A 26161-nucleotide genomic window follows, 5' to 3' on the forward strand; every position below is an offset into this window, starting at 1 on the left:
AGGAAAATGTTGGGTCGATGCACTCCGTCCACATGCGCCGTTTGTCAACAAAAAGGCCCGTCGCAATACGACGGGCCTGTATTTAGTTTCCGTGTCTTCCGTGAGCTACTTACGCGCTCGCGAACTGCTTGCGGATCAGGTTCAGCGCCGAGCCGGCCTTGAACCATTCGATCTGCTGCTGGTTGTACGTGTGGTTTACCTTGATCTTATCCGAAGTACCGTCCTTGTGGTTCAGCACGAGCGTCAGCTGCTTGCCGGGGGCAAAGGTGGCGAGGCCCTGGATGTCGATGGTATCGTCTTCCTGCACCTTGTCGTAGTCGGCCTTGTCGGCAAAGGTGAGGGCGAGCATACCCTGCTTCTTCAGGTTCGTCTCGTGGATACGGGCAAAGCTCTTAACGAGGATCGCGCGTACGCCGAGGTGACGGGGTTCCATGGCAGCGTGCTCGCGGGAGGAGCCTTCGCCGTAGTTCTCATCACCAACCACCACCGAGCCGATGCCGGCGGCCTTGTAGGCGCGCTGCGTCGCGGGCACGGGACCGTAAGCGGTCGTGAGTGCGTTCTTCACCTTATCGGTTTCGTTGTTGAAGTAGTTCACCGCACCGATCAGCATGTTGTTCGAAATGTTGTCGAGGTGACCGCGATACTTGAGCCAGGGACCTGCCATCGAGATGTGGTCCGTGGTGCACTTGCCCTTTACCTTGATCAGGAGCTTGAGGCCGTTGAGGTCCGTGCCTTCCCAGGCCGGGAACGGCTCGAGCAGCTGCAGGCGGGTGCTGTCGCCGGCCACGAGCACGTGCACGTTGGAGCCGTCGGAAGCGGGGGCCTGGTAGCCGGGATCTTCTACCTTGAAACCGGTGGGCGGCAGCTCAAAGCCCTTGGGCTCGTCGAGCATCACCTGCTCACCGCTTTCGGTGGTCAGCTTGTCGGTAAGGGGGTTGAACGACAGGCGGCCGGCAATGGCATAAGCCGTTACGATCTCCGGCGAGGCCACGAACGCGTGGGTCGATGCAAAGCCGTCGTTACGCTTGGCGAAGTTGCGGTTGAAGGACGTGACGATCGTGTTCTTGCGGGTCGGGTCGTCCATATGGCGGGCCCACTGGCCGATGCAGGGACCGCAGGCGTTGGCCAGCACGATACCGCCGATCTCGCCGAAGGTGCCGAGGTAGCCGTCTTTCTCGATGGTATAGCGCACCACCTCGGAGCCCGGGGTGATGGTGAACTCGGAGGCTACCTTGAGGCCTTTCTTCTTGGCCTGCGCGGCTATGGAGGCCGAGCGCGAGATGTCTTCGTAAGAGGAGTTGGTGCAGGAGCCGATGAGCGCTACTTCCACTTTGTCGGGCCAGCCGTTGGCAGCCACGGCTTCGGCCATCTTGGAGATGGGCGTCGCGAGGTCGGGCGTGAAGGGGCCGTTTACATAGGGCTCCAGGGTGCTCAGGTCGAGCTCGAGCACCTGGTCGTAATATTTTGCGGGATTGGCCACCACTTCGGCGTCGGGGCGGAGGTGCTCGCGCACGCTGTCGGCGCAGGAAGCCACTTCCTCACGGCCCGTGGCGCGGAGGTATTCGGCCATGCGGTCGTCGTAAGCGAAGACGGAGCAGGTAGCGCCGATCTCGGCACCCATGTTACAGATCGTGGCCTTGCCCGTGCAGGACAGGCTGTCGGCGCCGTCGCCGAAGTATTCCACGATCGCGCCGGTACCGCCTTTCACGGTCAGCTGGCCGGCCACCCACAGGATCACGTCCTTGGCGGAGGCCCAGCCACTCAGCTTGCCGGTGAGCTTAACACCAATCAGCTTGGGCATCTTGAGTTCCCAGGGCAGGCCGGCCATCACGTCGACGGCGTCGGCGCCACCCACGCCGATGGCTACCATACCGAGGCCGCCCGCGTTGGGGGTGTGCGAGTCGGTACCGATCATCATACCGCCGGGGAAGGCGTAGTTTTCGAGCACCACCTGGTGAATGATACCGGCGCCGGGCTTCCAGAAGCCGATGCCGTATTTGTTGGAGATCGACGACAGGAAGTCGTACACCTCGCGGTTGATGTCAATGGCTTTGTCCAGGTCCTGCTTGGCACCTACCTGGGCCTGGATAAGGTGATCGCAGTGCACCGTTGAGGGAACGGCTACGCGGCTGCGGCCACAGGTATCGAACTGGAGCAGGGCCATCTGGGCGGTAGCGTCCTGCATGGCTACGCGGTCGGGCGCGAAGTCGACGTAATCCTTGCCGCGCTCGAGCACGCGCGTGGCGGGCGTGAAGGTGTGTGAGTACAGGATCTTTTCGGCGAGGGTCAGGGGCTTGCCGAGCAGCTTGCGGGCTCCGGCCACCTTGATCGGCAACTCGGTATACACTTTCCGGATCAGGTCGAGGTCAAATAACATGGGCGCTCTGTTTTTTAGACCCGAGGCAAACTCGGGCATTGTGTTTGTAGAAGAGATTACGGTAAAGTGCTGCAAATTTATGGCAAATCCCCGTACGAAACAGGTAGCCCGGGGCTGTGGCGCGTAGCAGAAATCAATAAATTCGCATTATGAACCGCTTCAAGGATTTTATCGAGTGGCAGGCTTTCGGCGTATGCACCGCTATCGGCGAGCGCATGGGCATCGCCACGTCGCGGATCCGCATGTGGTTTATCTACATCTCCCTCCTATCCTTCGGCTCACCCGTCATCATCTACATGATCCTCGCCTTCTGGATGAATATGAAACGCTACATGGGTGCGGCAAGACGCAATCCGTGGTGGAACCTGTGAGGAATCTGCTAATTGGGTAGTCTGCTGGTCTGCTAATACATGTTCTCTACCAACAAGTTAATCTGCTAGTCTGCTAATGGGCTGGTCTGCTAATACATGTTCTCTACCAACATTAATAGGCAAACGCCCCGACTTCGTCGGGGCGTTTGCCTATTAGCAGACTAGCAGAATAGCAGACTTTTTTATCAGCTGACTAAACTAGCTGCTTCAACGCATCCACCACGCGATCTACTTCTTCTTTTGTATTGAACTTGCTGAAGCTGAAACGGATGGTCACCCAGTCGCTTGCTTTGTTGAGGGCTTTCATCACGTGCGATCCGATGTCGGCGCCGGAGGAACACGCGGAGCCGCCCGATACGCAGATGTGCTGCATGTCGAGGTTCATCAGCAGGAACTCTGTTTTTTCATTTTTTGGGAAGCATACGCTGAGCACCGTGTAAAGCGACTGCGCGCTGCAGTTGAAGCCAAGACCGGGGATCTCCACTTCGAGGCGGCCGCGCATATACGCCCGTAGCTCCTGGATGTACTGGCTGTCTTCGGGGTAGCGGCTCATGGCGAGCTCCAGGGCCTTCGCGAAGCCCACGATGCCATAAACGTTTTCGGTGCCAGCGCGCAGGTTGCGCTCCTGGCCGCCGCCCAGGATCAGCGGCTTGATATTGATCTCTTCGTTCACGTACAGGATGCCGGTACCCTTGGGGCCATGAAACTTGTGGCCCGCGCCGGAGATAAAGTGTACGTGGATATCGCTAAGATTGAGGGGATAGTGACCTACCGTTTGCACGCAGTCGGAATGGAAGATAGCGTCCCACTTCTTACAGATCTCACCAACTTTCTTGATCGGCAGGAGAACACCGATTTCGTTGTTGGCGTGCATCAGCGTGACGAGGCAGCGACTGCCCGCGGCTTGCTGCGCCTCCAGCTGGCGGTCGAGGTCCTCGAGGTCCACCGACCCGTCTTCGTGCAGCCGCACAAAGCTGTGGGTCACCTCGTTGCCAGCGCCCCAGTACTCCACGGTGTGGAGCACGGCGTGGTGCTCGATGGGCGAGGTGATAATGTGGCGGCAGCCCAGGTCGCGCACAGAGGCCGCGATGGCGGTGTTGTTGCTTTCGGTGCCGCCCGAGGTAAAGAAGATCGCGCCGGGGCGGGTGCCGAGCAGCTTCGCCACGGTCTTGCGCGCCGTTTCGATGGCAAGGCGCGTCTCGCGGCCATACGAATAAATGGACGAGGGATTACCGAAGTGCGACTGCATATAGGGCAGCATCGCGGCCAGCACCTCGGGGTCGAGGGCCGTGGTGGCGGCGTTGTCGAGGTATATGCGCTGATCGGTCATAGGGGCAGCCGTTGAAGCGGCGTGCAGAAGCGTTTGTTCCATAAGGAGGGCCATCGTTACGGGCGCAAAGTTACGGGACAGTTTTGAGTTTGGAGTTTGGGGTTTTCAGTTTCGCGAAGCGCGGCAACAGGTAGATAGGGCAAGGATACCAGCCTTACACATGGCCGAACGCATGCGTCAGCCAACCCAAAACCCAAAACTCCAAACTGTTAAAACCCTGAACTAAGCTCCCGGATATCGTTCATCAGCTTCCGGGCGATGTTGTTGGCGGTGGTTTCGAAGTTGCTTTCCGCGTAGATCCGGATGATCGGCTCGGTGTTCGACGTGCGCAGGTGCACCCAGTCGGTGTCGAACTCGATCTTGAGCCCATCTTCCGTATTGATCGGGTTGTTGCGGTATTTCTTTTTGATCTGCTCGAAGATGGCGGAGACGTCGAGGTCTTTCTCCAGCTCGATCTTATTCTTCGAGATAAAATAATCGGGGTAGTTGGCGCGGAAGGACTTCAGGCTCGTCTTTTTGGAAGATGCAAAGTGCGACAGGAACAGCGCGATGCCAATGAGGGCGTCGCGGCCATAGTGGAAGTCGGGGACGATGATGCCGCCGTTGCCTTCGCCGCCAATAACGGCTTCCTGGTCCTTCATCTTCTGCACCACGTTCACCTCGCCGACAGCCGACGGGAAATACTGCCCGCCGTGCTTCAGCGTCACTTCCTTAAGCGCCTTGGTGGAGCTCATGTTGCTCACGGTGTTGCCGGGGCGCTTGCCCAGCACGTAGTCGGCAACGGCCACGAGGGTGTACTCCTCGCCGAACATGGAGCCGTCCTCGCACACAAAGCAAAGGCGGTCAACGTCGGGATCGACGGCGATACCGAAGTGCGCGTTCTGCTTCACTACCTCGTTGCTGAGCTGCGAGAGGTGCTCGGGCAGCGGCTCGGGGTTGTGGGCAAAGCGGCCGTTCACCTCGCCGTTGAGCACGATGACCTCGGTTACGCCGAGCGCTTTGAGCAGCTGCGGGATCACGAGGGCGCCGGTGGAGTTGACACAGTCGACAACCACCTTATATTCTCTTTTTTCGATCGCTTTTTTGTTGGTCAGGGCATAGTCGAGCACGAGGTCGATATGCTGCTGCATCCACGAATCATCGCGGCTGATGGAGCCAAGCTTGTCCACGCCAGGGAAGCTCATAGACTCCTGTGCGGCGCGCTCGAGCACCTGGGCGCCGAGCTCGGCCGAAATAAATTCCCCTTCGCTGTTGAGGAGCTTGAGGGCATTCCATTCCTTCGGGTTGTGCGAGGCCGTAATGATGATACCGCCGGCGGCGCCTTCGGCTTTCGTGGCCAGCTCTACGGTGGGTGTGGTCGACAGGCCGAGGTCGAGAACCTGGATGCCCAGGCCTACGAGGGTCTGCGTAACGAGGCCGCTCACCAGCTCCCCGCTCATCCGTCCGTCACGGCCCACTACGATCTTGACCGGGGCGGTTTTGTCGGCGCCCTCGATGATAAGAGAGCCATAAGCTGCGGTAAACTTCACTACATCGATGGGTGTCAGGTTTTCCCCCGGCTTGCCGCCGATGGTGCCCCGGATACCCGAAATACTCTTGATTAATGCCACGTACGTTCCTTTTTTGAGGCGCCAAAAATACGGTAAAGCCATTAGCCGGGCGGAGAAGGTTTGGGTGAGAGATGGGGGATCGCAGCTGTTATGGAAGGTTTTGAAGGGTTTTGACAGGTTTTGGAAGGTTTTGACAGGTTTTGGAAGGTTTTGACAGGTTTTGGAAGGTTTTGACAGGTTTTGGGTAGGTGGGCCGCTCGCAGCAACCTTCAGAACCATCAGAACCTTAAGAACCATCAGAACCTTAAGAAGTTGAACACCCTTAGATTTGCCCCATGGCGACGATCGAACGGGAATGGTATACGAGCTGGTTTAATTCCGATTATTACCACAAGCTCTATTTCGACCGCGACGAGCAGGAAGCCGAGGATTTCCTGGGCCGCCTGATTGCCCACCTCCGCCCTGCCCCCGGCAGCCGTGCCCTCGACGTGGCCTGCGGCAAGGGTCGCCACAGCCGGTTCCTCGCGGCCCGCGGCTTCGACGTCACCGGCATCGACATTTCCCCGGAAAGCATTGCCTACGCGCAGCAGTACGAGAACGAGCAGCTCCGGTTCGCCGTGCACGACATGCGCCTGCCTTTCTGGATAAATTATTTCGACTACACCTTCAACTTCTTCACCTCCTTCGGCTACTTCGCCACCCGCCGCGAGCACGACGACGCCCTCCGCACCATGGCGCGCTCGCTGCGCCCCGGCGGCACCCTGCTTATCGACTACCTGAACGTGCATTACGTGGAAGACCGCCTCGTGCACCACGAGGAAAAGGTCATTGGCGACAGCCGCTACGAGATCCACCGCTGGCACGACGGAACGCATTTCTACAAGAAAATAACGGTAACCGACCCGGCCCTCGAAAGCCCGATGACGCACACCGAAAAAGTGGCCAAGTTCAGCCTCGGCGACTTCACCGACATGCTCTCCTTCCAGGGGCTGCAGGTGCAGGAGGTTTTTGGCGACTACAAACTCGGGACCTACGACGTGCGGAAGTGCCCGCGCCTTATCGTACTGGCTAAGAAGTGAGCGGTGAGCAGGTGAGCGCGCATCGACGCACTGAGCGCGGGCAGTAGCCTTATCGCAACGATGCGGCGACCTTCGGAAGGAGCCGGCCCGCCCAGACGGCGTGTTCGCGGGCGGAGTAATGGAGGTTGTCGGAAGCCAGCAGCCCCGGGTCGCTGGCCACAAGCCGCGTGTCGGGCGTGATATCCGTATAACTAACACTATACGCTTCCGTAATCCGCCGGTTCACCGCGTTGAAGTCATCGATCCCACGACGCACACGGGGCTTGTCGGCGGCGGCCACGAAGGGCGTGGCGCTGTAGTCGGGTATCGACAGTACAAATACATGTCCGTTGCGGCCACCGGCAAGGGCGATGGCGGTTTCGAGCAACTGCGTAAAGCGTGCTGCGTAGGAGGCCGTATCGCGGCCGCGGTACTGGTCGTTAACACCGATAAGAAGGGTCACCACATCATAGGTGCCCAGCGCGCCCTCCGCGGCAATGGCCGCCTGGAGTTCGTCGGTCGTCCAGCCCGTCCGGGCGATGTAGCGCAGGGTGGCCACGTGCAGGTTGGAGTCAGCGAGGCGTGCCGCCAGCAGGTACGGAAAGCGTTCGGTCTCACCGACGCTCTGGCCGATCGTATACGAGTCGCCCAGCGCCAGGTAGCTGCGCTGCGGTGCGGGAGGCGGTGCCGGAAGGACCGGCGCAGGCGCCGGAGCGGGTGAGGACGCGATGGCCGCAGGCTTCTTGCTGCAGCCCGCCAGCAGGAGGCCCGCGGCAAGGATCATGTTCACCAGTGTCATATAGTACGTACGCAAAAACAGGGCGAAAGGTTCGGCCGGCCGGGAGCATCTGTTGCGCAGTAAGGCGGAAGCGGATGGCCTCCTGCCTGACTTTGGTGCGATGTTGGCAGGCATTCCCCTAAACAGTATAAAGTATGGATATCATAATTCAGTCGCTGGGATTCAAGCACAGCAATGAGCTGGAAGGCTATATTCGGGAGAAGCTGGAAAAGAAGCTGAAAAGTACCGATCGCATCGTCCGGGCCAATGTCACCCTGTTCCAGGGGCCTGACCGCAACACGGCAGAGAATTATTGCGAGATCCGCCTCGAGGTGCCCGGTCCCGACCTTTTCGTGAAGGAGCATTCGGCTTCCTATGAGCAGGCGGTTGATTCCTGTATCGATGTGCTGGCGAGCCAGATGAAGCGTGCCCACGACAAGCAGATCGCGCACAGCCAGCGCAATTCGACCAACGATGTACTGACAGACCAGTTGCTGGCCGGGGATACGGAGGAGGAAGAAGAGGAGTCGCTAAGCTAATCCGCTGGCTTAATTATTGAAAGGTTGAGCTCATTAGACGAATTAAAAAACGAAAGCGTATGAAAACAATGATGATTTCACAACGGGCCAAGGCCCTCGGCATGACCCTCGCGCTGGCTGGCTTCCAGCTGGCCGTGTGGGCACAGGATGGCGGCTCCTCGGGCGGCAGCGGTGGCGGCAGCAGCACAACTTCCAGCTCCAGCTCCTCGACCCACTCGGTCAACGTAACCGACGGGGGCTCCAACTGGTACAACTCCCCCTGGGTATGGCTCGTTGGGGCAGCCGTGTTTATCCTCCTGCTGGTGGCCCTCCTGGGCGGCAGCCGCTCGCGCAGCCGCACCACGACCACGACGACCGCCACCGATACCGGCGACCGGGTAACGACGGTGCGCCGTGATGACGTGGATGAAGTGTAACGATGCGTCGTGAGCCGTAAGGCGCGACGGGCTCCGGCGGCGGCTGTTACCGGCAGCTTCACGGCACAGCCCGGCGCCTTGCGGTTGCGGCAAAGTATATGGGCAGGATACACTTATCTTGCCCTTTTTTCGTTTTATTGAAAACCGCCCATATGGACGAGCAAGCCTTCCTCCAACGCCTTTCCGACAAAGCCTCCGAGCTGCACATCAATCCTTTCCTGCTCCTTTCCGGGCTTGAAGGCCTCTATACCTTCCGGGATGTACCCCTGAGCAGCCTTAACATGGAATACCTCGACAGCCTCGTACTGACGCTGTTCACCCTCCGTATCGGCGACCAGTTTCATGCCCTTGCCGAAACCGAGGTTCGTGAAGGCACCGAGGCCGGCCAGGCCGCGGCACTCCGCGAGCTCGAGCCGATTCCCGACGAGGAGCTCGCCCAGAGCACCGACGGCTACCTCCGCTCCTTCGCCAGCGTGCTCGAAGGAAAAACGACCGTACGCCGCTACCACGTGAAGGCCCTCGAAGCGGCCGCCCGTGAGGTGACGGTGGTGCAGCAGCGCTACGGCAGCCCCAGCATCGGCTCCATCATGATCGAGGTATGCAAGACGCAGCTCGCCGACGTGCTGCCGCTCGGCGCCCTGTTCTCCGCCTGATCCGGGCGGTTGTGCGGTTTTCCCTACATTTGTCCTAACCCTTAACGAATATTAATTATACGATTATGCAAAAACGGAATTACCGGATTTTGCTGGTAGAGGACGACGCCGACGATCGCTATATCATGCAGCAGGCGTTCAGCGAGCTCTCGATAGCCGACGACGTCCGGATGTTCTGCTCCGGAGACGAGCTCCTGCAGCACCTCAAAAGCCTCCCCGACACTGCCCTCCCCGAGCTGTTCGTGCTCGATTACAACATGCCCGCCATCAACGGCGCGGAGCTCGCGCGCTACCTGCGGGCACACGACCCCTGGCGCGCCATCCCGGTGGTTTTGTATTCAACGGGCATGAGTCCCAAAATGCAGCAGGAACTCCTGGCGAACGGCGTGCTGCGCTGCTACGAAAAGGGCATGGAATACAGCGAGGTACTTGAGCTGGCCCGCTCGCTCGTGGCGCTTTTACCGGCCCGAAATGCAGAACTGACGGGGCTGTAAGCGGGAATGGCATCCTGTTTGAATTGGGTTAAGGGAACGCTAACCTAACACCCATGACAAATCAATCCTTCAACGCCCTTTCCTCGGGCGACCAACGGCGGATCCTGCTGGAGCAGGGCGCCTATCTCGGACACCGCAAAGACATTCCCTGGTCGGTGCTTCTCTATCAACTTTATGATTTTTACGCGGAAGTTTTTTTCTCGATGGAGAATCTCGATATCCATTCGATCGAAGGCTTCGACGATACCGACCGCCTCGAGCCGTACCTCGAACGGATCTCGCTGGGCGTGCTCACCGAAGGCATCTGAGCGCGGTGAAAAAAGGGACAGATTTCCCCGAAATATTTCCCCTCATCCCGCAACAGCGTAGAATTCGATGGGCAATGCCCCAAAGCCCCGCCGGGCGGCCCGTTTGCGAAGCCGAGGCACAGTTTTTTTGAGGAAAGACACGACAGGTGGAACACCCTCAACCATTTACCAACGCATTAAACGTTAAAGGTTATGAACGAGAACAGAATCAACGGAGACATCCAAGGTCAGAGAGAGCAAAACAACGGCGCTGAACGCAAGCGCTCTAATCGTGGTTTTGCTGCTATGAGTCCGGAACGCCAGCGCGAAATCGCCTCCAAAGGCGGCCGTGCCGCCCACGAGCAGGGCGTGGCGCACCAGTGGACCAGCGAAGAAGCCCGCGAGGCAGGCCGCAAAGGCGGTATGAATTCGCGCGGCGGACGTCGCCAGCAGAACCGCGGTCAGGAAGGCCCGACCCTGTAGCCGTTATGCTACAACGAATTGTAAAGCCCGGTGTAGTCCGGGCTTTTTAGTGCGCTTTCGTGTCGCGTAAATTCAAAACGACGCAGCCGCAATCCGTATTTCTACAATATCGTGCGGCACAAATCAAAGGGTCGTATCGGCATCGCACTACAAGCCATTTGCAAATGATCGACGTAAGAAAAAGTGCTTCGCAAAGAGGCATCCGCTACGCACCCCTTTGTGGGGAAATTGGTCCCGGCGCGAGCAGGCTGCAACCACGGATATCGCTGTTGTCGATCCGCCCCAGCACCTCGAAGCGACCGCCCGCATGCATCCGTGCGATATCCTCGCTGGCGATGAAACTGCAGGACCAGTGATTCGCCCCGTCGACGATACACAGGCGGCCCGTGCGGCCGGGAGCGTCGCTCCACGCAAAAGGGTCATCTTCCTCCGCAACGAAGACACGCATCCAGGGTGGCGTCTCAAAAATCCCGTCGGCCTGCGCGTAGGCCTGCGACAGGAGTTCCGTCATCCCGTATTCCGAATGCACCTGCTCCAGGTGAAAGGCAGCCTTCAGCTCGGCGTGCACCTCGGCCCGCAGCAACTCACGGCGCCGACCCTTCATCCCGCCGGTTTCCATCACCGTCGTATGGCGCAGGGGCATCGGGTGGGCCGCGGCGAAATCGAGGAGGGCATAAGTGACGCCCACGAGGAGCGTCTTCTCCCCTGCTGCCTCGCCTGCCCGCAGCGCTTCGGCCAGCGCCTCCTGGTCGTGCAGGAAAAAGCCGTTGCCCGCGTGCCCGCTGCGGTCCATGAAGCGCTGCACCATGTGTACCAGCGAGGATCCACCCCGCTCGAGGTAGGAAGGCAGCAGCGCGAGGATGCGCCAGCCCTTCAGCGGTCCGTACAGGCGCTCGAAGGCGCAAAAGGCGGCCGCATCATACAGTGCGCCGTCTTTCACATAATGCCGGCTCGGTACGGTGCCTGTCGTGCCGCTGCTTTCAAAAATGAGCTCCGGGGCAAAGTCGCCGCTCGTGACGATAGCGGTTTTAAAAAAGGAAATGGGCAGGAATGGGATCTGCGCGAAGTCGGTAACGCCCTGCGGCCGCAGCAGGTCGCAGAAACGCCGGTACAGCGCGTTGTGTTCGTATTGAAAACGGAAGGTGGCGAGCGCCGCCGCGGCAAAGTCCGTTTCGGCCCCGTTAATTATTTTCGATAGCGGCGCAACGTTGCTCAAAATATACGTGTCAAAAGAGTAAATTTGTTTCGATCAACCCCGCGTGATGAAGAACTCGTACAAAGCCCTTAGCGTCCTCTTCGCCCTGGCCCTCGCAACGGGGTGCAGCAAAGATAAATTCCAGACGAAGCCCCAGCTGAAATTGTTGGATACGAGCGACCGCAACGTACCGTACAACGGCATGCTCCGGATCCGCCTCGAGTATACCGACAAGGAAGGCGATGTGGACGACACGCTGTTCATCCGCCGCATCCGCACCAACGTCCGCACAACGCCGACGGTGCGCGACAGCCTCAAGATCAAGGTGCCAGAGTTCCCGAACAAGGACAAGGGCGAGCTTACGCTCGACCTCACCTACCAGAACTACCTCATTTCGGCCGCATCGCCGCTTAACGTACCGAATACCAACCCGGCGGTCAAGGAATCCGACTCGCTGATCTACAAGATCGTCCTTAAAGACAAGGCCGGTAACAAGAGCGACACCCTTGTGATCGATGGTATTGTTGTAGAGCGTCGCTAGCCGTGCGGTTCCTTCGCGAGCTTTACAAAGTTTTTCTGTTCACCAGCATCTTCATTGCCGGTTGCGCGGTGGTCATGACGGCGCAGGCCTCGTATTTCTACGGGCTGCGGCCGCACGGAATGCTGCTGGCTTTCGTCTTTTTCGGCACGCTGTGCAGCTATAACTTTCACTGGTTCCTCACGCCGGCCCTTTATGGCGAAAGCGTCAAGGCGGCCTGGTCGTACCGGCATAAAACGCTGCACGCCGTTCTCTTCGCGGTCAGCACAGCAGTGGCGGCCTACTGTGCCTGGAGTCTCCGCGAACACTGGCCCTGGCTCCTGCTGACGGCCTTTATCACCTTCCTCTACTCGGCACCCAAGATCCCCTTCCCCCCCTTTACCTGGCTTCGGCAGGTGGCCGTGGGCAAGACCGCTTTCCTCGCGCTCGCCTGGACACATATTCCCTTTATCCTGCCGCTGCTCATTTCCGGGGCGCACTGGCGCATCCTGGATTACCTCTTTGTCTTCAACCGCTTTTACCTGATCTACCCGATCTGTATCCTCTTCGACTGGCGCGACCGCGAGGCTGACCGCCGCGACGGAATCCGGAGCCTCGTGACACAGTTGCCCGACAGCGGCGTGCGGCGGCTCTTTATGGGCTCGCTGTCCGTTTTCTTTGCCAGCCTGGTCGCGCTTGCCTGGTACGACGCGCTACCGGCTACCCTCGCCTGGCTCGGACTGCCGGGGTTGCTGCTGGCGCTTCTCTACCGCCCTGCGCAGCGGGAGCGGTCCGATTATTTTTACTACTTCGTACTCGACGGGCTCATGGCTCTTTCCAGCGCCGGGCTGCTGATCCCCGTCTTTCTGTAAATTTGACCCTTCAATCAACCCGAGGTTATGGCGAAAGCGACGAAACCGAAAAGCACTTCCCGAACGACGATACTCTCCGACGATGCGATGGCCTTCCTGGCCGACTATATCAACAACCCCTCACCCGTGGGTTTCGAGTCCGGCGGCCAGCGCCTCTGGCTCGACTACGTTACGGGCTACGTGGATGAAACGTTCACTGATCCCTACGGCACCGCCGTGGGCGTCATCAACCCGGGACAGCCCTTCAAGGTCGTGATTGAAGCACATGCCGACGAGATCAGCTGGTTTGTCAATTACGTAACCGCTGATGGCCTCATCTACCTGAAGCGCAACGGCGGCGTGGACCACCAGATCGCACCGAGCCAGCGGGTATGGATCCATGGAAAGAACGGACTGGTCAAGGCGGTATTCGGCTGGCCGGCCATCCACACGCGCCTCGGCGGTGGTGAAAAGGAAACACAGCCCAAGACCGAAAATCTCTGGCTCGACTGCGGTGCCCGGAGCAAGAAAGAAGTCGAGGATCTCGGCATTCACATCGGCGCCGTGGTGACCTACCAGGACGGCTTCGACGAGCTCGCCAACGACTACTTCGTCGGCCGTGCCTTCGACAACCGCATCGGCGGCTTCATGATCGCCCAGGTGGCGCGCATGCTCCGCGAGAACCGCAAGAAGCTTCCCTTCAGCCTGTACATTGTCAACGCCGTACAGGAAGAGATCGGCCTCCGCGGCGCAGAGATGATCGCCCGCCGCATTAAGCCCGACGTTGCCATTATTACCGACGTAACGCACGACACCTCCACGCCGATGATCAACAAGATGATCGAGGGCGAGACGTTCTGCGGCAAAGGACCTTCGTTGTCGTTTGGCCCGGCCGTGCACAACAAGCTGCTGCAGCTCGTGCAGGATGTGGCCGAAAAGGCGTCGATCCCTGTGCAGCTCCGCGCCGTATCACGCAGCACCGGCACCGACACCGATTCGTTCGCGTATGCCAACGACGGGTGCCCCTCGGTGCTTATCTCGATCCCGCTGCGCTACATGCATACGACGGTGGAAATGCTGCACCGCGCCGACATCGAGCAAACGATCCTGCTGATGTACGAAACCCTCCTGACGCTGACCCCGAAAACGAACCTGAGCTACTTCGCATGATCCACTCCCTCCTGTATATCGAGCCCGGCAGCGGATCCTACATCCTGCAGGTCATCATTGCAGCCGCCATGGGCGCCGGCTTCGTGGTGAAAACGTATTGGTGGCGCTTCAAGAATTTTTTCCGGCGCAAAAAAGACGACGAGCCTCAGGACAATAGTGCCTCGAGGTAGGCGATCCCATTCTGCCAGTAAGAACGATCGTATATGGTGGCGGCCTCCAGGGCCGCCATTTTCGTGCGCCAGGCTTCGGCATCCGCCAGCAGGCCGCGTGCCGCTTCAGGAACTGCGCCGAGCGCATCCGGGCGAACGGATATCCCCAGCTGCGGGCGCAGGCTGTCCTCGACGGGCACAAGACCAAGATCCGTATAATTACGGTTATAGACCTTTGGTGGCGTATCGATAAAAAGCACGGGCCGTTTGCGGGCAAAGGCGTATTCGAGCGCGATCCCCGATCGGTCGGTCACGAGCAGCGCCGCGGCGGCCAGCTGCGGGTACACTTTCGGCGCGTTGTCGATCTGCAGGGGGCTGTTCTGTGCAACGATACGTTCCAGTGCCTTCATCTTTTTCGGCTCGCGCTTCCGGAACTCCGGGTGCGGCCGAATTTGTATCGGAAGCCCGAGGCGCAGCAGTTGCTCCAGCAAGGGTTGTAGGCAGGTACTGAGGATGCCCTCGGGATGCCAGCTCGGCGCGAGAAGGATGCCGGGCTCCTGCGCTCCCGGGCCGCTCCCGGCGAGGTCTTCGAGGAGCGGGTAGCCGTAGGCAACGAGGTCGCGCGGAGGGAGCGCGCGGAGCACTTCCGCCTTGCGGGCTTCGGCTTCGTGATAGGGGCCGCAGCAGAAGAGCGCATCGTAATGATCGAAGGCCCGCTCATGGTATTGCTGCTGGCTGCTTACCAGCGCATGGAATACATACACGTACTTCCCTACTAAGGGCGAGCGCTTGTAGCCGTGCAGCTCGAGGTTGGGCATCGTCAGTATGACAGCCTTCGCACGGAGCCGGGGAAAGACAAACATCAGCGTTGCCTTCAGGAAGTAGGTATCGAGGCCTTCGCGCCGCAGCTGCAGCACCGGGTCTTTCGCATCGGAGCTGATGTAGCAAAGGCGCAGCCCCGGGCGCCCGGCAAACGCATCGAACAGGTGCCGCAGGTACTGGTGGTAGTGCGCACCCTCGGAGTAGAAGATAAGGTCGTATTGCCGGGCAATGACCTCCTTGCTGTTGCGGTATTCCTGGAAGAAGCCGATCATTCGGAAAACAGGTTTTGGTGCAGGAGTAGTGACAGCCGCTCCGCGTCGAGGGGCAACGGGTTATTGGCGAAGCGCTCTTCGTTGATGTGCTGCAGCCACCCGGGGATGATGGAGGAATGCAGGCCCAGCGCGGAGAGCCGGCTCTCGAGGCCCAGCGCGGCGATCCACTGTTGCCAGGCGCCGGCGGCTTCCGCGCCGCCCGATGCACCCAGCAGCTCGAGTACGGCGGCGTAGCCTTCGGGAGCCGGAGTCGATTCGTTGTACCGTAGAAATACGGGCAGCAGCAGGGCCACTGCATGACCGTGCTCCACGCCGTGTACGGCGCTGAGGTAATAAGAGAGCGCATGCGGGCCGGTGGTGCGGCTGGTTTCGATGGCGGCCCCGGAATGATGCGCCGCGTAAAGGGCGCCCAGGGCCAGTTCGGGCGACGGCTCCGCTACAAAATGCGGGAGCTGCCGCCGCAGCCAGTTGCCCGCCTCCCAGGCCAGCGCCCGCGATGCCGGCGTTGCGCGGCGGCTCCACAGCGACTCGAGGCACTGGACCAGCGCGTCGAGGCCGGACACAGCCCGCTGCCGCGCCGACAACCCGGCAAGCAATCCCTCTTCCCACACAACAACGCCCGGCTTAAGCACGGGGTGCTCCAGCGAGCGCTTCGTAATCCCTGAGTAGAGCACGGCAAAAGAGGTGGCATCCGAGCCACTCCCGGCTGTTGTAGGCACCGCGGCAAAAAGGCTGATTGACTTCCCGTAGTAATACAGGAGCGCCTTGGCGTAGTCGATCGTGCGGCCTCCGCCAATGGCTATCACGGCATCGATGTCGGGAGGAAGGGCGGCGGCCTGCGCCCGGACGCTTTCCTCCTGCAGGAGCCCGTCGGGCGTTTCACGAACGGCAGCCAGCAGCCCGGCGAGTGCAGTTGTAACTGCGTCGGCGGCGCCACTGCGCAGGAAGTGACCTCCGGCGGCGAGCAGCACGCGGCGGCAGCCCTGGCGCCGGAGCAGCGCCGGGAGTTGCGCCCCGAGCGCGTCCGATCCCATCAGGAGGCGTGGCCTTGTCATGAGTTATCGAGGAAAGAGTTGCGGAATCGCGCAGCCGCATCACGGGGCGCTTCGGCGGGGCGGGGCAGGTCGGCGGGCACACAGGTATTGATCCGTATTTCTACAAATTGTCCTTCGTGCGGCTCCTGGAGCCAGCTACGAAGCTCCTGCCCGGTTTCGATGCGCGACGCATCTGCAAAGCCGCAGGCGCGGGCGATGGCGCAGAAGTCGACGGCAAAGCCAAGGGTCGGCTGCCGTCCCACCGACTCGTGCGCGCCGTTGTTGAGCAGCACGTAATTGAGGTTGGGAAGATCCAGGGAGCCAAGGAGGCCGAGCGCACCGAGCTGCATCAGCAGGGCGCCATCGCCGTCGAGGAGCCAGGTGCGGCGGCCGCTGTGCAGCGCAATGGCGGCCGCAATGCTGTTGCTGTGCCCCATGGCTCCGATATTGAGAAACGCGTCACGTGGTTGCGCCTGCCGCTGGTTCCACTGGTAAAATACGCGGCCGATCTTGCCCGTGCTGCACACGATCTTATCCGTGGGGCCGAAATCATCGGCAAGCAGCTCAATCGCCTGCTGCGAGCTCAGCTCGTAAGCATCCTGCTGCGGGAGGCTCATTTCGGACAAGGCTCCTTTTTCGACAAGCAGCGCTACCGGCCCGGATCGCTGGCGGGCCGCTTCGGCGGCGGCGCGCAACAGGCCGCCGGCATCGGCAGCGTCCTTCCGGAGATACAAAACCGGGACATCCATCGCTTCGAGCAAGGACGCGCTGGCAAGGCCCATTCGGGTATGCTGCGGCTCGTCGGGCACACCGGGCTGCCCACGCCAGCCAATGAGCAACAGCACCGGGATCGAATAGGCCGTTACATCAACCAGCGATGTCAGCGGGTTAACGAGGTTACCAAGCCCGGAGTTCTGCAGGTACACGAGCGGAAGCCCGCCGGTGGCCAGCTGGTAGCCGGCAGCAAGGCCAAGCGCCGCACCCTCGTTGGCGGCAATGAGGTGACGCTCGCGGGGCATGCCCTGCAGGCCCGCGCTGAAGCTGGAAAGCAGCGAGTCGGGAACTCCGGTGAAAAATCCGATGCCGGCGTCTTCGCAGTCCTGTATGAACCGGGTTGCTTCGATCATTGTCCGGGTATCAGCTTGAACAGGTTCTTTATCGAGATAAGGTCTTCCTCCGCACCTGCCGCGCGCCCCTCGGTGAGCAGGCGTTTTGCCGTTCGCAGCATCGCCGGGTAGGCGCTCCGCAGCAGGTGGTTGGCGTAGATCACGAGGTTGAAGCCCGCTTCCTGCAACGTATGGATCGAAACCGTCGGGTAGGTGCTGGGCACCGCGATGAGCGGCACATTAGGGTAAGCCGGGCGGAAGCGTTCGGCAAATGCGATCACATCGGCGCCGGAACTTTCCTTGCTGTGGATCATGATGCCGCCCGCGCCGGCGGCCACGTAGGCTTCGGCACGTTGCCAGGCATCCTCCATCCCTTTCCCGAGAATGAGGCTTTCGATACGCGCGATGATCCGGAAATCATCCGTCACGCGGCTTCGGTTGCCTGCGCGGATCTTTTCACAGAAATCGAGTATCGTATCCTGCTCGTGCACCGAGCTTTCCTCGAGCAGCGAGTTGCGCTTGGCGCCGATCTTGTCTTCGATGATGATGGCCGAAACACCAAGGCGCTCGAGCGTACGCACCATAAACGGGAACTGGTCGATGCGGCCACCTGTGTCGCCGTCGAAGATGATCGGCTTCGTGCTTACTTCGAGTATTTCGTTGACGGTTTGCAGGCGCGACGTGAAGTCGACGGCTTCGATATCGGGTTTGCCCTTGGCGGTGGAGTCGGTGAGGCTGCTCAGCCAGATCGCGTCGAACTCGATGCTGCGACCATCGTCGTCGGTGGCGCTGCTTCCCTCGACGATCATCGCGCTGAGGCCGTTGTGGGCTTCCAGCGCGCGCAGGATTGGCTTTACCGACAGCAGGCGACCCAGACGCTTGCGCCGGTTTTCGGGTGTGATGCCCACCTCGCGCAGCGATTGCTGGATGGCCGTGGAGCTGATGCCCTGAGTGTACGGCACTTCCACGAGCTCGCCACCCCATTCGGCCAGCACCTCGATCACGCGGGCGCGCGTGGCCTGCTGCACACCGGACTTCCAGTCGTCGCCGTGCACCACGTAGCGCGGGCGCAGGAGCCGGAGATTATCCTCGTAGTTGAGGGTGGCCTGCGGCACCACCTCGCTGACGTCTTTGAGACCGGCAACGATCGCGCGCCGCTGCTCGAAGGTCAGGAAGGGAACACGCTTGTAGCTGGCGATGGCCTCGTCGGTGAGCAACCCGATCACGACCCGGCCGAGCGCACGCCCGCGGCTGATGATATTGAGATGCCCCGGGTGAATGAGGTCGGCGCTCATGCCGATATAAACAAGGTCTTCAGTCATGGGAAAAGTATGATCGGTAAAGAGGCGTACTTTTGACCGAACGCCCCCGCGTCAAAAATAGCCAATGCGCGGCAATGCGGCCGCCCTTCGCTGCCGGCGGCGATGCCACCACCATGACAGCCGTTCCCCAAGCTTTCACCCGGATCCTCCGCCTGCCGCTGTTCCTGCTGCTGTTTCCCCTGTTCATCGTGCTTAACATCGAGAACAACTACCAGCACATGATCGAATACCGGTTCGTGTGGCGCGAGATCTCGGTGCTTGTGCTGCTGCCTCTTGCCGGCTTTGCCGTGGCCTCCCTCCTGCTTCGATCGCTGCGGCTCGGCGCGTTGTTTTCCGTCCCGCTCTACGTCGTCTTTTACTTTGGCGCCTCGATGAAGGGCTGGGCCGACCAGCACCTGCCGGCGCTGCTGGGGTCATTCTTTCTCTGGCTGCCACTGCTGCTGCTCGCCTTCGTCGCTTACTTCCTTCGCCTGCGCCGGCGCCGCCCACGAGGCACTTCGCTGCTGGTATACGCCAACCTCGTGCTGCTGCTGTATATCCTGGTGGAGCTGGCGCGCTTTGCCGGCTCACCCAAATCCGGCAATGACCTTGGCGATCGCGGCAAAACCATTTCCCGTACTTATACGGTACAACCCGGAAGCCGTCACCCCGACATTTATTACGTGGTTCTCGACGGCTATACGGCATCACCCGTACTGGGCTTGCTGGGGCTCGATAACAGCCGCACCGACTCTTTCCTTACACGCAAAGGCTTCTACCTGGCACCGGGGGCGCAAAGTGCCTATAACTTCACCGCCTTCTCGCTGAGCAGCACTTTCAACCTCGATTACCTGCAGCGCGTGGACACCACGCATCTTTTCTACGACAACGACTACCTGCCGGCGGTGTACAGCATGTTCCGGAGCGAATGGCTGCCGATTCTCCGGAAGGAAGGATACACCTGCACCAACTTGTCCAACTTCCCGATGCAGGGAGCGCCGATGGAACTGCCTCCCTTCGATATCTGGTTCCAGACCTCGCTGTACCGCCCGTACAACTTCCTGGATTTTGTCAACAAAAGCATCGGATGGCACCTTCCCCGACGCCTCCGTATCCGCACGTCGTTTGACGACGACAGCTTTGAGCGCGGCCGCCACGCGCAGCTCCAGGTGCTGCCGCAATGCATCCGGCAGGCCGTGCCCTCGGTTACCGATGCGCCGCGATTTGTATACGCCCACTTTCTCGTTCCGCACGGTCCCTTTAATTACGATTCGACGGGGCACTTCCGCGCGCAGCATCCCGAAGGGTTTCCGGGATACCTCGAGCACATCGGCTATGCCAACAAGCTGCTGCGCCAGACGGTTGATGATATCTTCCGCCTTCAACCGAAAGGCCGTCCCTTCTTGCTCATCGTGCAGGGCGACCATGGGGTGCACCACCGCGAGCCGGAGCGACGGCAACTTTTCTTCAGCGTGCTGAGCGCCTTTTACTTTTCCGACGGCGATTACAGCCGTCTCTCGCCTGGTCTGTCAAACGTCAATACCTTCCGCGTAGTGGCCAACACGTACTTCGGCCAGCATTTTCCGCTGCTGCCGGCGCGAACCGTGTACCTGAAGACCGGTACCGACCTGCGCTAGGGCAGGGCATTTGAAGGGAATGTTGTTTATTTGGCGGCACAACGCCCCGATGCCGATTCCACTACCTGATGCCCGAAAAAGCCCGCTCCTACGCAGCCTTGCGCTCAACGCAGTCCTGTTTGGGCTGACGCTGCTGCTGCTCCGGCCGGTGTACGGAACCGTAGAGGATGTGTATGTGCTTTACCAGCTTTCGGGAGGATTCGGCAGCGCACCAACAGAGCTGCTGCATTACAATCATATACTCAACCCGATCCTGGGCTACGGGCTCAAAACATTGTTCATCCATGCGCCCGGCGTCAACTGGTATACCGCGGCGCTACTGGTTGGACACTTTGTTGCGTGTACCGTAATCAGCGCCTGCCTGCTGCGTCGCTATGCGGGCTGGGCGGGCTGCCTTTGCTACTGCTTCTTCTTTTTCGTGTTCGAGGCGCGCTTCCTGGGGAGCATCAACTTCAGCAACAGCGCATTGATACTGGCCCTGGCGGGGCTGCTGCTGGTGCTCAGCGAAGCCACGATGCGGGATCGTCCGCGGACCGGCGTGCTTATTGTGGCAGCCTCACTCGTGGTGGCGGCAAGCCTCTTTCGTATTCATTCCTGGCTGCCTCTCTTGCTGCTGCTGGCGCCACTCGGCTTACTGGTGCGGGGATGGAGGCTTCGGGGCCGCATTGCGCTCGTTGCTGCGGCTGCGCTCCTTACCGTATTTCTACTGCACCTGTTCCAGGAGCAGCATTACCGCCGCAACAGCCCGGGATGGGCAGCGGAGGAAGCTTACCGGCAGCGGGTCTATGCATTTTATAATCACCGCAACATCCGCTACCCGGCCGCCGGAACGGCCCTTGCCAACGAGGGCGCCATGGTGCGGCACGGCATGCTGATCGACAGCAACCTGCTCACGCCGGCCGTGCTGGAGCGACTGTATCAACGCAGCCGGATGCAGTACCGGGGCGGCTCGCCGGTGAACCGATGGTTCTTTATCAACAACCGCCTTTTCTTTTTTTCGCTATTGTCCCTGCTGCTGTTTGTTCGCGGACGCGCCGAGCGCCTTGCCGTTGGAGGCACGGTAGTCTTGTTTATCCTGCTGGCGCTGTACCTGCTTTTCGGCTATGGAAAAATGCCCGACTACCTGCTGCAAGGCTTGCTGGCCGCCGTGGTTCTTGGCGGCCTAATGAGCGGAACGATGCCCCGGCGGCGGGCCTTCCTCCTGCTGCCCTTGGTACTGGCAGCCTGGGGCCTCTGGCTGCAGTTGCGCCTCGACCGCGGTGAGCGCCTCATGACCGCGCGCTTCGACGCGGCCTGCCGGGAGATCGCCGCACAGCCGCAGGCGCTTTTCTTTGTGTCCACCGACGGGTTCCCGCTGCAGCATCTTTCCGCTTACACGATACCGCGGCAACGCCCGCTGCACAATTTTCTTTCGGGTGAGCACTTCCTGCAAGGGATTGCGCAGCCCACACTCCAGCGATTCGGCATCAGTTCGGCACGCGCCCTGGCGCCGCAACCCGGAGTCTATTTTGCCCAGTGGTCACCCGAGCTGCTCCGCTGGTATTTTCAGCAGGTCAACGGGCATGTGTTGAACGTGCGCCCCGCCCCCTTCGCCGCGCCGCTGTTGGCACCCTATCAACTAATCGACGGGGAGGGCCGGCCATGACCGCCCAAATCCGCATAGCTGATGCCCTGCGCACGCAGCCCTGGCACCTGGCCCTGCTGCCCGTTTTTGCATTGGCGCACGGCACCAATGTGCTGTTCGGATTTGTGCCTTTATCCATGGCGGTTCACTACCTGCTGCTGGCGGCGGCCTTTCTTTTGGCCTCCTGGCTCCTGGCATTTGCCGTAGCGCGCAACGGGAGAAAAGCTTCGGGAATCGCATTCTTCCTGGGCCTGCCGTTTTTGTTTTACGGCCCGCTCGCCGATGCCCTGCGGCCCATTCTCCCGGCAGCGCTCCGCTCATTTAAAACACTTCCGCTCCTGCTCGCATTCGTGTTCCTCGTGCCGGCAGGCGTTCTTTTCGCCACGCCCGCGCGCAGACGCAGCTGCACCTTTTTTCTCAACAGCCTGCTGCTGCTTTTATGCGTCGTGGAAGCCGGGACTGCGCTTTGGAAAAGCACCGCAACACGCCCGTTGTATGCGGGCTACCCGCTTTCGGAACAATACAAGGCGGCGCCCGCAGGCGACAGCCGCCCGGATATCTACCTGCTCGTGATGGACGAGTACGCCGGGCCGCAACCCTTGCAGCGCCTTGGCTACGACAACCGGCCTTTTCTTGATTCGCTCCGCGCGCTTGGATTCTGGCTGCCCCAACACAGCAGCGCCAACTACGACTTTACGCCCTTCGCCATGAGCAGCCTGCTCCAGATGAATTACATCGACAGCAGCCGGGAGCGGCGGGGCAATGACGCCGAAACGGTGCTGCAGGCGGTACGCTCGCTGAGCGACAACGAGGTATTCCGCATCCTTCGGAAGGAAGGCTACGAGCTGCGCTTCGAGGCTCCGTTCGACAACCGCATCAACCCGCAGCCGACGCTGAATGAATTCGGCGACTTTGCCTACAAGGCCACATTCGGACCGACGCTCCCGGGCCGCTACTGGCGCGAGCGGGGCCGCCCGATTGACCCGCTGGCACCGCTCTTCGCTGCTGAATACCGCTACGACGACCCCGTGAAAAGACGGCAGGACCTGGCCCACTACCGCAGCGCCCTTGCCGCTGCGATCGACAGTAATGATTCGCGCGCGCCGCGCTTCGTGTACCAGCACCTGCTCATCACGCACCATCCGTACCTGTTCGATGCACAGGGTGGGCCGAGGCAACTGCTGGCCAGTGATGCCGAGGAAGCGACGGCCTACCTTGACCAGCTGCGCGTTGCAAACCGGGTGTTGCTGGAAGAGATTGGCCAGATCAGGAGCCGGGGCCGTAGAAATACGGTTATCCTCCTGCTGAGCGATCATGGCTACCGCCGCTCCGGCATCCGCTACGAGGCTTTCGAAAACCTGTATGCGCTGTACGGGCCGCGCGGCTATGAAGGCCTGCCGGCGGAGCAAAGCAATGTGAACGCGTTCCGTCTTCTCTTCAACCGCTACTTCGGGCAACACTGGCCTCTCCTGCCGGACCGGAAGATCGCGGTGACCTACGAATAAGATCGGCTCGGCCAGACTACCTATCTTGCAAGCGATGCGTCGCCTGGCTAGATCTCCCATTTACCTGTTGCTGCTACCGGCCTTTTTCGCACTGCATGGCTACGTGCAGAATTATGGCCTGTTGCCGGGCGGGGAAGCGCTGCGCCTGCTGCTTGTTTACGGGCTCCTGGCAGGCTTGCTGGCAGGACTCGCGTGGCTCCTCCTGAGAAACAGCAGCAAAGCCGCCCTGCTCGCCTTCGTCCTTCTTGGTGTCGAATTGTTCTTCGGAAGCGTACAGGATGTACTGCGCAACCGGTTACCCGTGCTCGCGTCCTGGCCCCTGATCATTACCGGCCTGCTAGTGCTGCTGCTGCTTGTTGTGTGGCGGCTGCGTACGAAGGCTCTTTCGCCGAAATGGGCGCTTTACCTGAACCTGCTCCTCATCGTATTCCTCCTCGCCGACGGCGGCCTCTGGCTGCAGAAGCACCGGATGCGCGCCGCCGAGGCCGATGCCCGCCACTGGACGCGCGTACCGGCAAGCGGGCCGCGACCCGATGTGTTTCTCGTGATAGCTGATGAATATGCTTCTGGCCGCGCACTGCACGACCTCCTTGGCTTCGACAACGGTCCTTTTCTCGACAGCCTGCGGCGGCTTGGGTTCGTGGTGAACGACGAGTCGCTCTCCAACTATAACTACACGGAATATTCCACGGCCTCGCTGCTTAACTCAGCGTATTTCCCGGCAGCTTCACGCACGAATGCGACGGATGTGGGCCGCTGTTTTTCGTGGATCCGCGACAATGAAACGCTGCGCTTTTTCCGCGGGCAAGGCTACAGCCTGCACAACCATTCCATCTTCGATTTTGACGGGCTGCCTTCGTCGGCGCCGCGCACCTGGAACGAGCAGTGGCGGAACATCCTGAGGCAGCAAACCCTGAGCGCGCGGCTCGCGGCCGGCTTCTTCCCATCTGCGGAAACGCAGGCCAGCTACCAGGCCGTGAATGATTCGCTGCTCCGCCATACCCGCGAGCTGCTCGCGCGACCCGCGACGGCACCGCGGTTTGTGTATACACACCTGCTCATCCCCCACCCGCCCTATTATGCCGATGCGCAGGGACAGCCGCAGCCCGAGGCGCTCGCCAACGATCGATCGAACGGCGCCGCCTATGTTGCTTTTTTGCAGTACGGCAACCGTCTTTACCTTGACCTCGTTCACCGGATCCTTGCACAGACAAAACGCCCGACCGTAATACTACTGTTGGGTGATCATGGCTTCCGCGGCAGCGCGAAGGCCGTGCCGCAACATTATTATTTCCGGAACCTGTACGCTGTGTACACATCACCCGGGCTCGTGACGCACTGGAACGAGCGTGCCGGCTTCGTGAACAGCTTTCGCGTACTGCTCAACAGCTGCTTCGGACAAAAACTCCCGCTGCTGCCCGACAGGCGGCAGTTTATCGGGGAACAGGCCCCTTAAATTTTTCGCTGGAGCGGGAGCTGGAGCCCGATCTGGTTGTATGCGCTTCCGGGCTGGAAGTAGGCCCGGGCATACTGCACCTGCAGCCGGCTGAAGCGCGCGCGGAAGCCTGCCGAAAAGCCGTTGAGGCCATTGCCGGTCGGGCCCGCGTTGAGTTCGCTTCTTCGGAGGAAATTGTAGCCGATCGTGGCTTCGAGGTTGCGCCCGATATAGATATGCGTGGCGATGACAAGATGGTTGAATAGCTTCGTGGCGAAGCCGGGATTGTGCACGAACCCCGTCTCGTTGTTGAACGTTGTATCGTTGTAGGTCGTGTTGAAGCGGTGGGCCTGCTGGATCGTGAGCGAGAAGCCGAAGGGTGCCTTGGCGAGGCGCTTCGTGATCCCGGCCTCGAGGTCGAAGGGCAGGTCCTCGGCACGGCCGCCATAGGTACTCAGCTGGGCGCCCATGTTTTTCGCCAGCAGTCCCGCAGTGAAGCCCTGGGCCGTATCGCTGTAGTGCAGGCCGGCGTCGAAAGCAATTCCTGTTGATCCATATTGCCCGTAGCTGGAGCGGATGATCCGCGTTGTGAGGCCATACTGCCAGCGCGGGCCGTAGCTGCGCGCGGCGGAGAGCTGGAAGCTGAAATCGCGTGGGTGAAAGGTGCCGGTCTCATTGCCGTAGATATCGGTCTGGCTGAGGCTGCCGTAGTCGACGTAAAACAGCGCGGCACCTAAGGTCGTGTGCCACTTCGGAACGTCGTAGGCTCCTGCAAGCTGCCCGACCTTGATACCGGCAAAGAAGGCAGTAAAGTTGGCCGCCAGCTGGCTGTGTAGGGAAGGCCGCAGCAGCGCCGGGTTGTTGGCGGCAAGACCCGCATCACCTGATTCAAGCGATACGTTGACGCCCCCGGCCGCCGTCAGCGCGGGCGAGGCCGGAAGCTGCAGGAAATTGTAGACGGCATTGCCACCCAGTGTCTGGGCGCGGAGGCTGCTGCAGGCCAGCAGGAGCAGGAAAAAAAGGATCCGACGCATTGCGCCTGTAAGGTAGCCATTCGGGGCGGGGTAGCAAAAGAGCGGGTATGGTGCCCTGCGTTGAAGAAGCAGCCCGCTTAGAGACACTGTTCGAATAAAGCATTCCTCAAGTCGTAGTAGCTGGAGAGCAGAAGCAAGTCCATCTTTTACGAAATCAGTAAAACATCAGTGAC

26 protein-coding genes are annotated in these 26161 nt (G+C 60.5%); 16 read left to right on the forward strand and 10 right to left on the reverse strand.

Annotated elements, in window-relative coordinates:
• Nucleotides 1–109: 109 nt before the first annotated feature.
• Complete coding sequence (locus ACYU7Z_RS05695; protein WP_460568273.1) at nt 110–2377, reverse strand: aconitate hydratase; 2268 nt, start codon at nt 2375–2377, stop codon at nt 110–112.
• A gap of 149 nt (nt 2378–2526) precedes the next feature.
• On the opposite strand from ACYU7Z_RS05695, the gene ACYU7Z_RS05700 reads away from it, so the two are divergent.
• On the forward strand, nt 2527–2748 hold the full coding sequence (locus ACYU7Z_RS05700; RefSeq protein ID WP_460568275.1) for a PspC domain-containing protein: 222 nt from the start codon (nt 2527–2529) through the stop codon (nt 2746–2748).
• A 193-nt stretch (nt 2749–2941) separates the two neighbouring features.
• Here the strand turns inward: ACYU7Z_RS05700 and ACYU7Z_RS05705 are convergent, their stop codons facing one another.
• On the reverse strand, nt 2942–4120 hold the full coding sequence (locus tag ACYU7Z_RS05705) for a cysteine desulfurase family protein (protein ID WP_460568277.1): 1179 nt from the start codon (nt 4118–4120) through the stop codon (nt 2942–2944).
• A 167-nt stretch (nt 4121–4287) separates the two neighbouring features.
• The gene (glmM, locus tag ACYU7Z_RS05710; RefSeq protein ID WP_460568279.1) at nt 4288–5688 is read right to left on the reverse strand and encodes a phosphohexomutase domain-containing protein; all 1401 of its coding nucleotides are present in this window, start codon (nt 5686–5688) and stop codon (nt 4288–4290) included.
• Between the two features lie 275 nt (nt 5689–5963).
• Here glmM and ACYU7Z_RS05715 point away from each other — a divergent pair, with 275 nt between their 5' ends.
• On the forward strand, nt 5964–6707 hold the full coding sequence (locus ACYU7Z_RS05715) for a class I SAM-dependent methyltransferase (protein ID WP_460568281.1): 744 nt from the start codon (nt 5964–5966) through the stop codon (nt 6705–6707).
• A gap of 49 nt (nt 6708–6756) precedes the next feature.
• Here ACYU7Z_RS05715 and ACYU7Z_RS05720 read toward each other — a convergent pair whose 3' ends face one another.
• Nucleotides 6757–7500, reverse strand: a complete 744-nt coding sequence (locus tag ACYU7Z_RS05720) for an SGNH/GDSL hydrolase family protein (protein WP_460568283.1) — start codon at nt 7498–7500, stop codon at nt 6757–6759.
• 119 nt (nt 7501–7619) lie between these two features.
• Here ACYU7Z_RS05720 and ACYU7Z_RS05725 point away from each other — a divergent pair, with 119 nt between their 5' ends.
• From ACYU7Z_RS05725 to ACYU7Z_RS05750, 6 genes are all read left to right on the forward strand, one after another.
• Nucleotides 7620–8003, forward strand: coding sequence for an HPF/RaiA family ribosome-associated protein (locus ACYU7Z_RS05725; protein ID WP_460568285.1), 384 nt, complete (start codon nt 7620–7622; stop codon nt 8001–8003).
• Nucleotides 8004–8062: 59 nt separating this feature from the next.
• Nucleotides 8063–8419, forward strand: a complete 357-nt coding sequence (locus ACYU7Z_RS05730) for a hypothetical protein (protein ID WP_460568287.1) — start codon at nt 8063–8065, stop codon at nt 8417–8419.
• A 152-nt stretch (nt 8420–8571) separates the two neighbouring features.
• Nucleotides 8572–9072 (forward strand): hypothetical protein, encoded by a 501-nt coding sequence (locus ACYU7Z_RS05735; RefSeq protein ID WP_460568289.1) that lies wholly within the window; start codon nt 8572–8574, stop codon nt 9070–9072.
• A 65-nt stretch (nt 9073–9137) separates the two neighbouring features.
• The gene (locus tag ACYU7Z_RS05740; RefSeq protein WP_460568291.1) at nt 9138–9566 is read left to right on the forward strand and encodes a response regulator; all 429 of its coding nucleotides are present in this window, start codon (nt 9138–9140) and stop codon (nt 9564–9566) included.
• Nucleotides 9567–9619: 53 nt separating this feature from the next.
• Nucleotides 9620–9874 (forward strand): hypothetical protein, encoded by a 255-nt coding sequence (locus ACYU7Z_RS05745; RefSeq protein ID WP_460568293.1) that lies wholly within the window; start codon nt 9620–9622, stop codon nt 9872–9874.
• 192 nt (nt 9875–10066) lie between these two features.
• Entirely contained in the window at nt 10067–10336 is a 270-nt protein-coding gene (locus tag ACYU7Z_RS05750) for a KGG domain-containing protein (RefSeq protein WP_460568295.1), read from the forward strand.
• Nucleotides 10337–10541: 205 nt separating this feature from the next.
• Here ACYU7Z_RS05750 and ACYU7Z_RS05755 read toward each other — a convergent pair whose 3' ends face one another.
• A complete protein-coding gene (locus ACYU7Z_RS05755; RefSeq protein ID WP_460568297.1) occupies nt 10542–11552 on the reverse strand; it encodes a long-chain-fatty-acid--protein ligase in 1011 nt (336 codons plus the stop codon).
• Nucleotides 11553–11598: 46 nt separating this feature from the next.
• On the opposite strand from ACYU7Z_RS05755, the gene ACYU7Z_RS05760 reads away from it, so the two are divergent.
• From ACYU7Z_RS05760 to ACYU7Z_RS05775, 4 genes are read left to right on the forward strand one after another with little or no spacing between them, the layout of a single operon-like run.
• Nucleotides 11599–12072 (forward strand): hypothetical protein, encoded by a 474-nt coding sequence (locus tag ACYU7Z_RS05760; RefSeq protein ID WP_460568299.1) that lies wholly within the window; start codon nt 11599–11601, stop codon nt 12070–12072.
• Nucleotides 12073–12074: 2 nt separating this feature from the next.
• On the forward strand, nt 12075–12920 hold the full coding sequence (locus ACYU7Z_RS05765; protein ID WP_460568301.1) for a UbiA prenyltransferase family protein: 846 nt from the start codon (nt 12075–12077) through the stop codon (nt 12918–12920).
• A gap of 27 nt (nt 12921–12947) precedes the next feature.
• The gene (locus ACYU7Z_RS05770; RefSeq protein WP_460568303.1) at nt 12948–14069 is read left to right on the forward strand and encodes a M42 family metallopeptidase; all 1122 of its coding nucleotides are present in this window, start codon (nt 12948–12950) and stop codon (nt 14067–14069) included.
• Nucleotides 14066–14239: a hypothetical protein gene (locus ACYU7Z_RS05775; RefSeq protein ID WP_460568305.1), complete on the forward strand. Its 174-nt coding sequence runs from the start codon at nt 14066–14068 to the stop codon at nt 14237–14239. The genes ACYU7Z_RS05770 and ACYU7Z_RS05775 overlap by 4 nt, the downstream gene beginning before the upstream one ends.
• On the opposite strand, the gene ACYU7Z_RS05780 is transcribed toward ACYU7Z_RS05775, so the two are convergent.
• Genes ACYU7Z_RS05780 through aepX form a run of 4 tightly spaced genes read right to left on the reverse strand, consistent with a single transcriptional unit; the run spans nt 14215 to nt 18774 of the window.
• Nucleotides 14215–15312 carry a hypothetical protein gene (locus ACYU7Z_RS05780; RefSeq protein ID WP_460568307.1) on the reverse strand — a complete coding sequence of 366 codons (1098 nt, stop codon included), beginning with the start codon at nt 15310–15312 and terminating at the stop codon, nt 14215–14217. The genes ACYU7Z_RS05775 and ACYU7Z_RS05780 overlap by 25 nt on opposite strands.
• Nucleotides 15309–16367, reverse strand: a complete 1059-nt coding sequence (locus ACYU7Z_RS05785; protein ID WP_460568309.1) for an iron-containing alcohol dehydrogenase — start codon at nt 16365–16367, stop codon at nt 15309–15311. Before ACYU7Z_RS05785 ends, ACYU7Z_RS05780 begins: the two co-directional genes overlap by 4 nt.
• Nucleotides 16364–17473 (reverse strand): phosphonopyruvate decarboxylase, encoded by a 1110-nt coding sequence (gene aepY / locus ACYU7Z_RS05790; protein WP_460568311.1) that lies wholly within the window; start codon nt 17471–17473, stop codon nt 16364–16366. The genes ACYU7Z_RS05785 and aepY overlap by 4 nt, the downstream gene beginning before the upstream one ends.
• The gene (gene aepX, locus ACYU7Z_RS05795) at nt 17470–18774 is read right to left on the reverse strand and encodes a phosphoenolpyruvate mutase (protein ID WP_460568313.1); all 1305 of its coding nucleotides are present in this window, start codon (nt 18772–18774) and stop codon (nt 17470–17472) included. Before aepX ends, aepY begins: the two co-directional genes overlap by 4 nt.
• A gap of 74 nt (nt 18775–18848) precedes the next feature.
• On the opposite strand from aepX, the gene ACYU7Z_RS05800 reads away from it, so the two are divergent.
• From ACYU7Z_RS05800 to ACYU7Z_RS05815, 4 genes are read left to right on the forward strand one after another with little or no spacing between them, the layout of a single operon-like run.
• Entirely contained in the window at nt 18849–20390 is a 1542-nt protein-coding gene (locus ACYU7Z_RS05800; protein ID WP_460568315.1) for a sulfatase-like hydrolase/transferase, read from the forward strand.
• Between the two features lie 49 nt (nt 20391–20439).
• Entirely contained in the window at nt 20440–22035 is a 1596-nt protein-coding gene (locus ACYU7Z_RS05805) for a hypothetical protein (protein WP_460568317.1), read from the forward strand.
• Nucleotides 22032–23519 (forward strand): hypothetical protein, encoded by a 1488-nt coding sequence (locus ACYU7Z_RS05810; RefSeq protein WP_460568319.1) that lies wholly within the window; start codon nt 22032–22034, stop codon nt 23517–23519. The genes ACYU7Z_RS05805 and ACYU7Z_RS05810 overlap by 4 nt, the downstream gene beginning before the upstream one ends.
• A gap of 34 nt (nt 23520–23553) precedes the next feature.
• Nucleotides 23554–24975 carry a sulfatase-like hydrolase/transferase gene (locus tag ACYU7Z_RS05815; protein ID WP_460568321.1) on the forward strand — a complete coding sequence of 474 codons (1422 nt, stop codon included), beginning with the start codon at nt 23554–23556 and terminating at the stop codon, nt 24973–24975.
• Here the strand turns inward: ACYU7Z_RS05815 and porQ are convergent.
• A complete protein-coding gene (gene porQ, locus ACYU7Z_RS05820; RefSeq protein WP_460568323.1) occupies nt 24972–25988 on the reverse strand; it encodes a PorV/PorQ family protein in 1017 nt (338 codons plus the stop codon). The two genes, ACYU7Z_RS05815 and porQ, sit on opposite strands and share 4 nt — an antisense overlap.
• Between the last annotated feature and the right edge of the window lie 173 nt (nt 25989–26161).

The sequence above is a fragment of the Flaviaestuariibacter terrae genome (genome assembly GCF_054777635.1).